Here is a 13579-nt window from a genome sequence, read left to right as displayed (position 1 = left end):
CCCGCGCTCGCGCCGTCTCCGCAACCCCGACCAGCTCCGACGACCCGAGCGCTACCAGCAGAGCACGCCGATCAAAGGGGTCCCTTTTGGATGCCGATAGGGGGTCCCAGTCGAACGCCGATTGACAATCGGTCGAACGAAGGGGTCGGTCGAATTCAAGCACCAGAACGTGTCGGCGGTTCTCGACGAGATCGGACTGCCCTGGATCCAGGGCTACAAGCCGCGGGACCACTATCAAGACTCGCTTTCGGATGCCGTGGGGCAATACCTGATCGAGCACCCGGACCTCCTGAACCTGGCGAAGCCCGGCGCCATCAGGATCCCGGATGAACGAGACATCCTGGTGGCCCCGCCGGCGTTCCTCAACAGCGATCCGGAGCAGCGGCCGGCGGCCATCCGTCGCCTAGTCGGCAAGTTCGACCCTGCCGCCCGGGACGCCCGCAACCGGGATCTGGGGCGCGCCGGCGAGGAGTTCGTGGTCGGCTTCGAGCGCCGCCGGCTGGAGATGGCGGGCAAAGCCACGCTGGCCAAGGACGTCCGGTGGGTCTCCGACCTCGACGGGGACGGCTACGGCTACGACGTTCGGTCGTTCGACGCCGAGAGCGAGGAGCCTCGGCTGCTCGAGATCAAGACCACCTGCGGCAACGAGCGGACCCCTTTCTGGATGACCAGGCGCGAGTGCGATGTCGCCGCCGAGCAGGGCGGCATCTACAGGGTCCGGCGGGTCTTCCACTTCCGCAACCAGGTGAAGATGTTCGACATCGCACCGCCGCTGGAGGCCGGGTTGCTATTGACGCCCGCAACGTTTATGGCGACGCCGAGGTAGCCGACCAATCTCAGCCGCCGTTGTCAACGGCCTTGCAGGCGATCATCCACCGACAGCGACTACCCGTCAGCTTGTCAGTACCTTGAGATTTCGGAGCACGACTGTGGCGGTGTCTTCGGTCGACAGACCTCTCGCCGTTGACAAGTGCATCACGGTCTCCCCGACATCGCGCGGCCTGGCGGGGGCTGCGCCTTGAGACGTGAAGGGACCATCGGTTTCGGTGAGAAGGCGATCTATTGGCAAGGAAGAGACCAGTGCTCGCCCGCGGCCGGTCGTCAGCATCTGGCTATTGATCGAAAAGTAGCATCCCAATTCGGCGGCCCTCTTTGCGTCCGCAACCGACCCCGTGAACCAATGAAAGACGAATTTAGCGCGTCCATGCGGAACCTCTTCTTCGATGAGATCGAGCACCCTGGAAGCCGTTCTGACGCTATGAATCGACAGGATCTTTCCACCCGCTTTGGCACAGCTACGCAGGATACGGCGGAAGACCTCGATTTGACGGTCCATCGAAGAATGGTAACGGGGACCGGCATCGAGTCCTACCTCGCCGACATATCGCGTCTCGTCCAGAAGCCTCTCCCAGAGTTCGATCTCCCGCCAGCGCTCCGCCACCAACTGCGGATGGAGGCCGAGCGCGGCCCGGACATACTTCGTCGAGGAGGCCAGCTTGTTGTTGCGCGTCCAAGCCTTCGGGGTCGTGGTGACGGCGAGCGTGAAGATCCCGAGACGCTCGCATTCTGCGACGAGGGTTTCGAAGTCTGGATACAGGTCGAGGTGGCAGTGGAAATCGACGAGTCTCATGCTGTCATTTCGGCCTCTGCCGCCGGTGAAAACGTTTCGACGTCGCTAAGCAGTTCGCCGACCTCCGTGAGACCGCGCGAATAGACTCCGGCCAGTGCGTCCAGGTTGGCGATGTCCTCCAGCAGTGGTCCCGGGTTATGAACCAGGACGCGGGCGAGATCGGGGCGACCGTTGAGGCGTGCGATAGCATATTGGAAGGCCCGCACCTGTTTGCCCTCGGCCCTGGTCGTACTCAACTGGTTTTGGTGGATGTCGACCCGGTATCCGGTGGGATCGTTCCCGCGGCCCCATGCGCGGTCGAAAGCGGCTTGACGGATGAGGCAGGGGACGCAGTGGCCGCAATGGATATGCCGGCCCGCCGCCGATTTGACCCATCGGCCAGCGGCAGGATGTGCGCAGGAGAGGGAGTCGCCGGCGAGTTCCCGCAACAGGTCCTTGTCGAGGCAACCATCCATCATCTCGCCCTTCGTCTTGTTCCAGTACCGGTTGACAATGACGCCGTCGATTCCGATCCCCGACAGCAATTCATTCCAACAGTGAAGGTAGAAAGGGTGGGTCGTCCGAGTGCTCAACGAGCCAAGTCTCACGGTGTCGAGCGGAACGTTCAGTGCGATGAGACCGTTCTCCGGAACTTCGAGCGAAAAGTGCCGCGCTAGTCCCGATCCGGCCATAGCAGCGAGGGCGATAAACAGAAACGACCGACCACGCGTGCTTTCTTCGCGTCCGACCCCCGGGGTGACCTTGTCGGTGAAGCTCATCCCGAGGCGGACGCGCTTCGGTTCCCGATTGCCGTTGCGATACGCCGAGGCGACATCTACGAACAGATCCTTCTGAGGCTTGCTGATCGCTCCGTCGCCTCCATGGCTTACGAACAGGGGAAAGGAGCCCTGCTGCAAACGATCGATCGCGCCGATCAAACTGTCCAAACCGCCAGAAAAAAGTGCGACCCCGTCGAATCTGTGGTCCTGCAGTCCCGCGACCGGGCGTCGGACGAAGTCGGTCATTCCTTCCGGTCGCGCCCTGAACGATACCGTCCAGTGGTCACCCGTCAGGAACCTGAGCATCTTTTCAAGCAGGGCGCGCTGCCCGGTCCAACGGTCGGGGTCGGACACTGGCACGCAGATGCCGAGCTCGCGAGTCCACGCGTCCTGCGATGTCTGCACGCGATTGATCCGGGTATCGGCGGCATGCACCATCGCCGCGAGGACGAGGACGTCGATGCCGACTTCGCTCGGATAGACGCCAAGCCCACCCAGCTTTCGGACGATGCCGCCCATCCCGTATCCCAGTGTACGCTTGCCGCTGAGGAGATCGATGGGAAACTGTTTTTGCCAACGGCCCGCGAGCTGCACAGGCCGGTCTGCTGGTCCCATGTGACCGGTCAAAGCGTATGCGGTCATTACTCGATCTCCTCATGGTTTTCCGCATCGAGATCGTCGTCGGGACCGTCCTGGTCTGGGCCCTCCAACAGGACGACTGAGCGTTCATAGATGTCGTCGATAGTCGACACGATGAGCTCGACGGGAAAATCTTCGCCGGCCTCCGCCATCGCGTCGTTTACATTGCCACGGATGTAGTCGTTGATCTGCTGTTCGATGTTCTGGACGGAAGCGACGTCGCGCGGAACCTCGACTACCTTGTTTCCGATCGCGTTCAACAGGCGGTTTTGGATCGCGTTCGCGATGAAAGATGCCAAGAACGACACGGTCGTCTCGGGAGAGGGCCGTTCGAGATCCACTTGGGCTTCGCTGATTTCGGCAAGCGCCTTGAGGTAGGCCTCTCTCGCGAACGACTCGTCGAGTTCGCCGCCGGGCTCGCAGATGACGTCGACCAGCGCGGCGTAGATGTCATGGACCGGCAGCGTCGCCAACTGCGCGAAGCCGAGGCGGCGGACGGTCTCCTGGATGCCGTCGGTGCCAGCGGTTGAAAGTATCCGTCCCAAGATCGCCGTGGCGCTGCGCTCTGACGCCATGCGCTGCGTCGCTCGGCGAGCGCCGCCGCTCGATTTGCCGACGAACGACCGGACCGCACGGCGCAAGTTGCGATTGGCCCCGCCGCCGCGCCCTCCGTCTCCGCCGCCGGCACCGCCGGACTTGGCGAACTTGAAGAAGTTGGTGCGGGCGCTCTGGAAGCGGTTTGGAGCAGGAGCATCGCCATCTCCCGGACCGGCGGGATTTCCTCCGCCTGCAGGAGCATCGCCTGGATTTACGCCGTCTGGGTTAGCGCCGCCGGGATTTGGGGCGCCAGGGTTGGGACTGCCGGGAGCTCCCGGAGCTGGGACACCGGGTGCTGGAGCTCCTGGGTCGGCGGGGCCTGGTCCGCCCCCGCCGACCCAGTCCGGGACGAGCGGATTGCGATTGTTGCCTCCTTTGAAGGGATTAGACGTTCCCATGGCCGCGCCCCCCACGCGACGGCTTCTTCGGCTCCAGCTCCATCCTCAGCCTTGAGTTCTTGGTGGCTTTCCTCCACTTCTCGCGAAGGGCATCGATGCGGGACTTCGGGGCCGCCTCCGTCACGAAGGCATGTCCAGATGCGACCCACAGACCGACGCGGTCGGGCGGCAAGGCTTCGAGGATGTCGACGTACCTGCCTTGCAGGGGCGGGTGGGCCTCCACGAGGACGGCGATGCCGGCCATCGCTACCGGCCGCACGTCGAAATTCGACGCCTCCCGCATCTTCCGACGCGTGGCGTCGAACAGCATGACGGCTTCCGGGAGCGTGATATCCTTGACGTCGGCGAGAACGGACTTAGCCGCCATGTCGCCGCCGAGCAGCTTTTCAAGAAGCGCCGCCAGCTTACGCGGCAGGGGAGCCGCGGATCCGAGATAATTCTTCCTGTCCTTGATCACGAAAAGGTACGGCTTCAGCGACACCAAGCCGAGGGCCGGCTTGACCGCAGCCCAACGCATGACTTCCGGGCGCGTCTTCCACTCGTCGATCACGGGGTTGGCCGCACCGGGCGATGCATCTTCCTCGTCGCCCGCCGTTGCGGCCTCGGTACCGGCTGCGGCTGCTTTCTCGATCAGCGCGATCTCGGGACAGGTGCCGTCCTCGGAGTTCGCTGCCGTCGTGGCGATGTGATCGAATACGGTCTGGTGAAGAAACATCTCAGCCAACATGACTTTCGCCAAGTGGGGTTGTTCGATGGCGTTGCCGAAGCCACGTGCCTGCGCGACCGCGAGCCTTAGCGCGAGCGCGTTGAGGAAGCGCTTGATCTGCCGGGGATTGCCCTTTGTGCCAGCCGCGAGCACGGGGCTGACGCAATCGGCCAGATTGAGAGCATGGACGATCTCGTCGAACCGGTGTCCGACCGCGGCCTTAATCGCGTCGGGGTCTATCCCCGCGCTCTCCCATGGCTTGCCAAGGGCGGCGCGACCAAGAGCCAGCAATTTCTCGAACTCTGGAGATTCTTCGCCGAGAACGCGACCGAGTAGCAGAAGCGTAACGTAAATGCCTGTCTCGGTCTCGCCGAGCGCTGGAATGCGGAACGGAACCTGCAGCAGCTTTTCGAGGTACGACCGCGGATAGTTCTGACCAGAGTTCGATGCGACATCGGTCTCGGGAAGGTTCTTGAAGTGATCGCGGACTGCGACCTCGATCATTCCTTCGTCGGCGCCGACGATGAAGGCGGTCTTATCCCACAACACGAACAGCCGGATCGCCTCCAGCGTCTCGATCGCGGTCTGAGGTAGGCAGCGGTCGAGGTCGTCAACGAGAACGACGAGCCGCTTGATGCCGGCCTTCTTAATAAGTTTCTTGTAAGCCGCACGAAATCCCTTGATTTCCGTCGGCACGCTTTTGCCGACGGCCACGTCGCTCTTTTTCTTCTTGAAGTCCTCCATAGACTTGATGGCCGCCTCGCGGGCATCCTTGTCCATCGCCAGATTCTTCACGTGGTCGACGACGGAGCCGATGATGTCGTCCAGCCCGACGAGCGGGATACCCGTGACGGCGGTCAGTGCCAGGCCGCCGCCCTTCTTTGCGACCTTCAACAAGTCGACGCTCTTCAGGATACGGCTTACTTCGTCGGCGGCCTTCGTCATGAGGGACCGCTTCTCGATGAGTCCGTGCACGACGCCTTCGATCAGCGCAATTTTGGCATCTTCGAAACCCTGGAATTGCCAGCCGCTGAACTTGAGGCAGAGCACGTCACCTTCGTCCGGGAAGGCATGTTTAACCATCTCCAGCACGCTGGATTTTCCAGCGCCCCAGTCGCCGTGGACGCCGATCGTGACTGCGGAATCCACCGTTTCGTTGATCAGGCGGACGATGGTTTTCGCGATCGCCTCGTTGTTAAGAAGGTCGACCTTGGTCTCATGGTCACTTAGATAGCCGAGCGGAGTTAGACTTTCGGCAGTCACGAAGCCCTCCCATTTCAATTCGGTGGGCTTTTCGCGGAATACCGCTGGTTGTACCTGCCCTAAAGACTTCAACTAGGGTTCCGTGGGGCAATCCGCAAGTGATGGTTGCAACCCGTGAATTGCCGAACCGAACGCGAGAGGGGGCGCGCTAGTTCCATTGCTGGATTCAAGATGACCTTGCGAGATTCTCGACTTGCGAGCGCCGATAGAGTGTCGCCCCGATCGGCTCCGGATCCAGCGCCGGTTTTGCGCCGGCGGCCTCGATCTCTTTCTTGACCGCCATGTGATGGCGGCCCTGCTGGCGGGCGAGCGCGAACAGGGTGACGAATTCGGCCTCGAACCGTGCCGCCTCGTCATCCGGCACCACGGTCATGGGGCATCGGTTGACGGGATTGATCACGGTGGCGGTCTTGAGGTGCCCCGCGACGATCAGCTTGCGGACCACATGGGGCCGGGTCTGCAGCCGCTCGGCGAAGGCTTCGGCGGTGAGGCCGCCGGGATCGGCGCCCCGGACCAAGGCGCGGACCTCTTCCACGTCGACCAGGACGGCCATGTAGCCGCGCTCGCCGGCGAGCTGGGCCTTCCGGGTCAGGCGGCCGTCGAGGACGGCCTGGACGATCTCGACGGAGCCGCAGCAGGCGGCCTTGGCCGCGGTCGGGATGTCGACCTGGCCGGCGGCGGCCACGACCGGGACGGCTCCGTCGAGCAGGCGGGCCAGGAAGGTGTCCAGGTCCTCGGGCGCGAACAGGTCGGCGGCGCCGTGGTCGGTGGCCTTGATCCGGGGGACGAGGAGGCCCGAGCGGTACAGCATGTCCCGCTGCACGCGCGGGGCGTTGAGGTAGGTGCCGGCGTCGCGAACGGAGAGGGTGGCGGCCGCGGCCACCCCGGCCAGGGAAACGGCCTTGTCGGCATCGAAGAGGCAGTTTCCGTCCGCGAGCTCGTCGGCGTTCGGGGGCAGCATCCCTGCCGACGAGAGCAGCTTCCGGAGGCGCTTGGGGTGGAGGCCGGTCTCCATAGAGAGGGTTCGGATCGAATGCAGCCGCCGGGTCTCGACGGGCTTGCCGAACACGACGTCGCCAGGCCCCACTGGGAAATTTCCCAGGATGAAGTCCCCGACCAGCGCGCGCAGCGGGTCGTAGGCGTTGTCCTCGCGGCCGAACTCGAGGACCTGGTAGATGCGGCCGAAGATGGCCTGCGGGCCTTCGGTCGCGGCCCGCGAGTAGGCGTAGGATGCCTGCAGATCTTCGAGGAAGACCTCGATGCCGGGCTTTCCCGCGCCGACGATGTCGAAGCCGGCGGCGCCGGCCTGGCGCCATTCCTCGTCGGAGAGGGTCTTCAGATTCGGCATACGGCCGAGCGTGGCGACGGCGCCGAACAGCTCGCAGGCCGCGATCGCAACGAAGAGGGGAAGGCTGTCGATCAGCCCGCCGCGGATGGGTCCGCCTTCGGCACGGACCAGGACGTAGGTCTCGAACCCGGTCGGCATGCGCCTCTCGGCTTCGCGCACCAGCCCGGGAAGATCGGGCAGGACCTTGCGGACGTGATACGCCCAGTCGTGCAGGGTGCTCGGGGTCATGTCCTTGTCGATGACGACGAGAGGCGTGAAGTGGACTACGCAGGTCTTCAGGGCCGCGATCTGCCAGCGTGCTCGCTGGACGACGACGGTCTCCGGACGGGCCCGGGGCGCGGCGGCCAGGTCTTCGGCGAGGCATTTCGGGCAGACGACGACGGTCGCGCGAAGCAGGTCGTCCCGGGTCAACGCTTCGCTGCGGAAGCTGTGCTGGTGCTTGTCGCCCCTGATGAAGGCGTTTTCCGCCAGAGCCGACACCTCGACGCCGGCCTTGAAGGCGATGATGCCGAGGGCTTTCGGATCGCCGTCAACGACCTTCTGGAAGGTGGTGCCCATGTCGAGGCAGAACTCCCGCGCGAACGTTCGGTGAAGAGCGGCCAGCCTCGAGACGAAGGAGGCCGGTGTTTCACCGGCGGCGAGGGGGACGGTGTGGCGGAGCGGCCTCACGACTTGCGGCCCCTGCGCTTGCGGCCGACGGGCGTGACCGTATCGTCGATCTTTTCGTCGTCCTTGCTGTAGAGGCGGGTGATGTCGATCGCGTGCCAGCCCGTGGCGACGAACGGATTCTGGTCGTCGGAGAGGGTGAAGCGATCGGCGAAGCTGTTCGCGAAATTCACGCGGCGGAGCTTGCGGGAATTGCCGTCGAGGGCCTCCATGATCGCCTCGACGACGATTTCGATGCAGAGGCCCATTTCATAGGCGCCGGCGTGCAGCAGGCGGCCGGCCAGGTCCTCGTCGGGTTTGACGTCGAGCTTGACCTTGCCGGTCTCGCAGAGGTGTTCGATGGCGCTCTGCAGGAAGCCTGCGTGGTCGGTCGGCTCCAGCTTGGAGAGGTACAGGTAGCGGAAGCGGCGGCGGAACTGCCTGTCCTGGCGGAAGAAGGGGAGCATCTCCGGGATGCCGGAGACGATCATCTGCAGCGGCCATTCGGGATTGTTCATCAAGTCCTTCAGGCTGTTTCGGACCTTCTGGAGCTCCTCTTCGCTGGTCAGCGTCAGCATGTTGTTGAGGTCGTCGATCCAGAAGAACAGGATGTTGTTGAGCATCAGTTCGGGCACGAGCTTGCTCCAGGCCTGGTGTTCCCTGAGGTCGCGCTCGACGGAGAATCCGAGGGTCTGCAGACCGCGGAGACTGACCGCACCGAGGTTGCCGGATCCGGGCGCGGTGATACCGATCAGCGGGGACCACTTCTCCGGCACGCGGAAGTTCGGGAAGGCGGGATGCGTCCGGAACGTCTCTTCGAGCAGGGTGGATTTGCCGGAGCCGCTCGGACCGATGATGCACAGCCCCTTGCCTTCGACGCGGTTCGACCCGCTGTGCGGCCGGTCGGGATCGCGCCGTATCTGTGCGTTCTCGGTCAGCCGCCGGAGCAGCCTCGCGAGATCGCCGTCGCGGCCGGACGTGAAGTAGGTAGTCTTGACCTTCTCGATGATTTCGACGCGCTGGCGGTCCTCGGTGGTAAGCAACGCGCGCAGGTACGCGGTGGGGTCGGAGTTGTCGGTGAAGGCCATCATTTGCGTTCCTTGGGTTTCCAGGGCTGGATGGGTTTGCGGGTCGTGACGGCGCCGGCAGTCGGCGGCTTGGCCGGCTTCGCGGGCTTCACCGGCTTGGCCTTGGCCAGGCCGCGTCGGGCGACCGGTCCGTCGCTGGCGTCCACGGGCTTGGGCAGGGCGCGCACGTCGCCGCGCGGCAGCGCCTTGGTGCCGACCGGGATGCTGCCGGCGAACATGTCGACCTGCTTCTCGGGCCGTCCCGGGATGGCGCGCTTGGCGGCATGCTGGATGGCGGGACCGATCGAGTTGCGCAGCGCCTCGAGCTCTTCGGGCGTCTTGAGCCGCCAGCGGATCGCGAGCCGCGCGCGGGTCTTGGCGTCGGCCTGCTGGGCGTATTCGAGGGCGCGCAGGACGGTCTCTTCGGTGATGTCCTGGAGGTGCTTGTTTTCGCGGCGCATCGAGGCGAGCGCCATGTTCCAGACGTCGACGTTGATGCCGTTCATGCAGGGCGGCCCGACGACCTCAAGCGGTTCGCCACCTTCGATCTCGACGGAGATTCCGCCGAGATCTTCCTCGTCGACGATGACGACGTAGTCGCGCTGCGGCAGGTCCCGGGCGCGCTTTTCGAGCGCGCGGTTGGTGTACCAGTTGCCGAAGATCTCGATGCCGTTGGGGTGCAGCGTGACCTTGTAGCGCTCGCCGAACACCCGGCGCAGGAAGGGCTTGCCGGCAGCGCGGGGGCCGAGCTTTTTCGTCGACTGGAGCCAGAAGTTGCGCGGAGTGTCGCCGTCCAGGCCGTCATGCGGAGTGTTGTGATAGACGTCGACGATGAAACGCACGATCAGGTGCGCGAGCTCCTCGACGGTCGTGACGGCACGGGCCTCGGCCTCGTACTTGCCGCGGACCTGAGGGTTATTGAAGGCCCTGCCGGAGAAGCGCAGCAGAGAGCGGATATCCAGGGTCTGGAAGACCCGCTCGACCTTGGGGCGCTGCTGGGGCGTCCCGCTTTGCGGGGAGATGTACTCGATGTGGGCGGTCTCGCAGAGGGCTTTGGTGATCGAATTGAGGTAGGGGCTGCCTTCGTCGCCGACGACATTCCACGGATTGCCGCGGTACTCCCACGGCGTCTCGCAGCCGACCGACTGGGCGAGCGGCGTCTTGTCGGTCATGCACATCCGCAGCAAGGTCTTGGTGTTGACCGAGTGCGGGCCGAGCGAGAGGACGACAGCGGGCAGCACCCGCGTGAAGCAGTCGAGGGCCGCGGTCAGGTTGGAACGGGTCTTTTCCGCCGCCTCCTGGATCTCGGGCGACAGGAATTCCCAGAGCTCCGCCTCGATGGCGAGGTTGTGGAGGTGGCACTCCCAATCGTCCATTTCGATGCGCTGCATCGGCCGGATGATGTTGGGGACGCCGCCGCGGGACGGGTGGAATTTGCGCTTGGCGTGTTCTTCGAGATGACGCCCGGCGTCGACGTCGAACGGCGCCAGGCGCTTGATTGCCTTGCGCATGAAATCGTAGTGCGGCGTCTGCAGATCCGGCTGTCCCGCCGGGCGACGCACGTTGTTGTTGATGTTCGAGATCTCGACCTTCAGGTCGCCGTAGGCCAACTCCCTGGTGGGACGTTCCCCTCGCAAGAAGACCTTGGCGTGCTTGCGGACGAGCAACTTCACTTGCGTGCTGTAGCGATCCTGACGGCGTCCGCGCTTATCGGTCCTGGGAACGATCCCGAGCAGACCCATCGCGTCGTGCCGGCGCACCCACTTCAGAAATTCGTGGGCCTTAGGCAGCGAAATGCTGACGATGCCGTGCTTTCGCGCTTCAGTGTCGACGAAACCCTGAATCTCCTCGTCGAGCGCGGTCTGGGTGGCCGAGAGGTACCGCGATGCGTCACCGTCTTTGCACATCTCCTTGAATTTCCAGATGGCGACCTGGCGGAGATGGACGACCGCCTGTTGGGCCTGCGCGAGTTCGGAGACGGAGGACACGCCGGCCCGAAGCTTGGCCTGAGCGGACTTGAGACTGAGCGCCTCGGGTTCGAGATCGAAATCCTGCGACTCGAGCAGGTCCTCGTATTCGTCATTGGTGAACGCGAAATTGTTGTCCGCGTTGGCGCAATCCTGGAAGATCTTGCCGTCGTCGCCGTCATGGACGAGCTTGCAGGCGAGCCCGCAGATCATGGCCTTGTCGGCCTCGGCCGCGTGCCAGCGGATCGCGTGCCGCCCCTGGGGGCGGCGCGGCCGTTTCGGCAGGAAGCTATGGGCGCGGCGGCGGGTCAAGGGAGGCTCAGTCCTTCCGCTTGGCCGGCTTGGCGACGATGGCGTCGAAGTCGAGCGGCCCGTACTCGACCAGGCCGAGCTTGCCGGCGTCGATGGCGCGCACGACCGCGTCGAAGCCGTAGCCGCCGAGGCGGGAGCGGTCGACGAGATCGCCGATCGTGGTCTCCTTCTTGAGTTTGGCGAGGACCTTCTCGACGGCGGCGTCGTCCTCGGGCCATTCGTCGCGGGTGGCGAGGTTGACCACTTCGGCATTGAGGAGATCGGTCTCGGTCAGCAGCTTCTCGGTGAACAGCGAGACCTCATCCGCGATCGCGGGCGAGACCTGCTCGGTGACGAGATCCACGATGCGGTCGATGCCGGTCTTGGCGACCAGGGCGCTGGGCTTGACGGCCGTGAGCACGCGGCCCTTGCCGGTGGTCGTGAACTTGAAATCGAACGTATGGTGGCGGCGCACGCCTTCGTCGTCGACGAACCAGACGGGGGGCGGCTGTTCGGCTACCTCGACGATGTCGGGGCGCAGGCGGCCGAGCAGGGCGGCGCAGCGCTCGAGGATGCTCTCGTACCAGGTGATGCGGCCGTCGATGAACGTGTAGCCGTGGACCGAGATCGCGGAGTGCGGCGTCATCTCGCGGCTGGACACGCTCGGCTTCGGTTCCACCAAGAAGGGGCGGTCGTTCCGGATGTTGGGGTCCGGTGCGAAGTATTCTTCGCGGGTGATCATCAGGGTGGTCTGGCGCATGCGGCTGTAGGCCGTCCGGACAAGCCTCCGCCGTTCGCCGGAATCGGGGAATTCCGGACGCGGGCGGTGGATTACGGGGATTTGAGGGGGAACCGGCCCGGAGCAGACCTTGCGCGACCCCGACAGATCTGTTGGGGTGGCGTTGTCTGTTGGTGAGGTTTGCTCCGGGTCGGTTTTCCTTCTCAGATCGATGTCACTGACGAAAGGCGGTCGCGGGGTGCAATCCGTGGCCGCTTTTTTCGTCTGTGGTGCATCCGGTCGGCGTGCTCCTTTCAGTTCGGTTTGCGTGGGTGCGACGATGACGATCGCGCTGTTCGAAGGCAATGGAGGGCGACCCCCGCCGCCGTGGCGCGTGGTTTCCGAAGCCCGGAATCCGGGTTCTCTCGAGATTCTCGAGATTTAGCCGGAACGACTAGGCAGACGAGTCCTTGAAATCTTGGATTTTCAACGAGTTATGACCGGTTTGCCCCTTGTGTATTCTGTGGATAAGCCGGGCTTTTTTGCCCTCTCATGGTCCTCTGAGCCTCATCCGGCCGCCTTCCGGCAGGCCGTCCAGCACTGCTTCCTGGTCCTGGTCGAACTTGTCCGGCCAGCATTCCTGGACCATCCGCACGGCGAACTGCGCGCGCCGGTCCCAGATCTCGTTGTCGTCCCTCAGGCAGTAGGCGGCCATGGCATAGACCCGGGGGTCCGGGACGCTAAGCTCGATCGGCCGGGTGTCCCGGCTGAAGGTGAGGGCCCGCAGCCACGGCATTTCGAAACCTTCGCTCAAGGTCTTCCGCGCGCTGCGGTCGGCCCGGCCGAGGAAGTAGGACGGCGGGAAGATCTCCGCGATGAGCTCGCCGTCGGACCGGATGACGATCCGGCCCCGCTCCATGGAGACGGAGCCGCCGGTCGGGTCGGCCCCGCAGGCCTCGCCGATCTCGACCAGGCCCATCTTGGCGGGGTCCTCGGAGTGGGCGATGAACTGCAGGTGGGTGTCCTTGATCAGGTCTGCCGGCGTCAGGGTCTTTGAGTTGCTTTCGTAGGCCAGCAGGGCATTGCCGCCGAACAAGGCGACGCGCGAGTTGGCGCCGGTGTACCAGAGCCAGTCCAGGGTCTCGGCGAAGCGGCCATGCAGCCGAGCCACCCCGTACGCCTTGGCCAACTTGCAGGACAACAGGACGTCCTCGCGGAGCTCCCGGCGGATCCGTCGGGCCTTCAGCACCGTGCTGTCGAACTGTTCGAAAATCTTCTCGGTCTCCGGTCCGCGGCGTCCGAGGGACCGGCCCTTCTTCTTGCCGCCCTCCTGCGTGTAGCGCGTCAGATACTCGACGCCGTCGACGGTCCTCCAGCCCATCCCGCCGCCGTCGGAGGCGGCCAGGACCTGCAGGGAATCGCCGAACTCGGGCCAAAGCCGCTCGATCCGATCGAATTGCTCGATCTGGCCGTCGGTGAGCGGAACGAGTTCGGTATCGTCATCTGAGGCTTCCATAAATTCTAAAATAAGGTAACAGGTGCGTAAAGTCAA

At 64.4% G+C, this 13579-nt stretch carries 10 protein-coding genes; 1 reads left to right on the top strand and 9 read right to left on the bottom strand.

The window, feature by feature from the left end; translation table 11 throughout:
- Positions 1–121: 121 nt before the first annotated feature.
- Positions 122–826, top strand: a complete 705-nt coding sequence (locus QCM77_RS25650) for a protein NO VEIN domain-containing protein (protein ID WP_279685385.1) — start codon at positions 122–124, stop codon at positions 824–826.
- Between the two features lie 66 nt (positions 827–892).
- On the opposite strand, the gene qatD is transcribed toward QCM77_RS25650, so the two are convergent.
- The 9 genes from qatD to QCM77_RS25605 all read right to left on the bottom strand — a co-directional run bounded on the left by qatD (position 893) and on the right by QCM77_RS25605 (position 13543).
- A complete protein-coding gene (gene qatD / locus QCM77_RS25645) occupies positions 893–1630 on the bottom strand; it encodes a Qat anti-phage system TatD family nuclease QatD (RefSeq protein WP_279685383.1) in 738 nt (245 codons plus the stop codon).
- Positions 1627–3030 (bottom strand): Qat anti-phage system QueC-like protein QatC, encoded by a 1404-nt coding sequence (qatC, locus tag QCM77_RS25640; protein WP_279685382.1) that lies wholly within the window; start codon positions 3028–3030, stop codon positions 1627–1629. Before qatC ends, qatD begins: the two co-directional genes overlap by 4 nt.
- Entirely contained in the window at positions 3030–4037 is a 1008-nt protein-coding gene (gene qatB, locus QCM77_RS25635; protein ID WP_511337212.1) for a Qat anti-phage system-associated protein QatB, read from the bottom strand. The genes qatC and qatB overlap by 1 nt, the downstream gene beginning before the upstream one ends.
- The gene (gene qatA / locus QCM77_RS25630; protein WP_279685380.1) at positions 4009–5991 is read right to left on the bottom strand and encodes a Qat anti-phage system ATPase QatA; all 1983 of its coding nucleotides are present in this window, start codon (positions 5989–5991) and stop codon (positions 4009–4011) included. Before qatA ends, qatB begins: the two co-directional genes overlap by 29 nt.
- Before the next feature lie 166 nt (positions 5992–6157).
- Entirely contained in the window at positions 6158–8008 is a 1851-nt protein-coding gene (locus tag QCM77_RS25625) for a TniQ family protein (RefSeq protein WP_279685378.1), read from the bottom strand.
- Positions 8005–9075, bottom strand: a complete 1071-nt coding sequence (locus QCM77_RS25620; protein WP_279685376.1) for a TniB family NTP-binding protein — start codon at positions 9073–9075, stop codon at positions 8005–8007. The genes QCM77_RS25625 and QCM77_RS25620 overlap by 4 nt, the downstream gene beginning before the upstream one ends.
- Positions 9072–11330: a TnsB C-terminal domain-containing protein gene (locus QCM77_RS25615; RefSeq protein ID WP_279685375.1), complete on the bottom strand. Its 2259-nt coding sequence runs from the start codon at positions 11328–11330 to the stop codon at positions 9072–9074. Before QCM77_RS25615 ends, QCM77_RS25620 begins: the two co-directional genes overlap by 4 nt.
- Positions 11331–11337: 7 nt before the next feature.
- Positions 11338–12393, bottom strand: coding sequence for a hypothetical protein (locus QCM77_RS25610; RefSeq protein WP_279685373.1), 1056 nt, complete (start codon positions 12391–12393; stop codon positions 11338–11340).
- 184 nt (positions 12394–12577) lie between these two features.
- A complete protein-coding gene (locus QCM77_RS25605) occupies positions 12578–13543 on the bottom strand; it encodes a nucleotidyltransferase family protein (RefSeq protein ID WP_279685372.1) in 966 nt (321 codons plus the stop codon).
- Positions 13544–13579: the final 36 nt, after the last annotated feature.

Origin of the sequence: Bradyrhizobium nivariense, from assembly GCF_029846695.2 — a bacterium.
GTDB lineage: Bacteria > Pseudomonadota > Alphaproteobacteria > Rhizobiales > Xanthobacteraceae > Bradyrhizobium.
The sequence above is the reverse complement of the archived record's forward strand: the minus strand, read 5'-3'. Positions and strand labels throughout refer to the sequence as shown.

What these genes read in the sequence shown, in the direction of transcription:
- QCM77_RS25620 (WP_279685376.1), bottom strand. Translation starts at nt 9,075, where the DNA reads ATGATGGCCTTCACCGACAACTCCGACCCCACCGCGTACCTGCGCGCG.
- QCM77_RS25605 (WP_279685372.1), bottom strand. Translation starts at nt 13,543, where the DNA reads ATGGAAGCCTCAGATGACGATACCGAACTCGTTCCGCTCACCGACGGC.
- qatD (WP_279685383.1), bottom strand. Translation starts at nt 1,630, where the DNA reads ATGAGACTCGTCGATTTCCACTGCCACCTCGACCTGTATCCAGACTTC.
- qatC (WP_279685382.1), bottom strand. Translation starts at nt 3,030, where the DNA reads ATGACCGCATACGCTTTGACCGGTCACATGGGACCAGCAGACCGGCCT.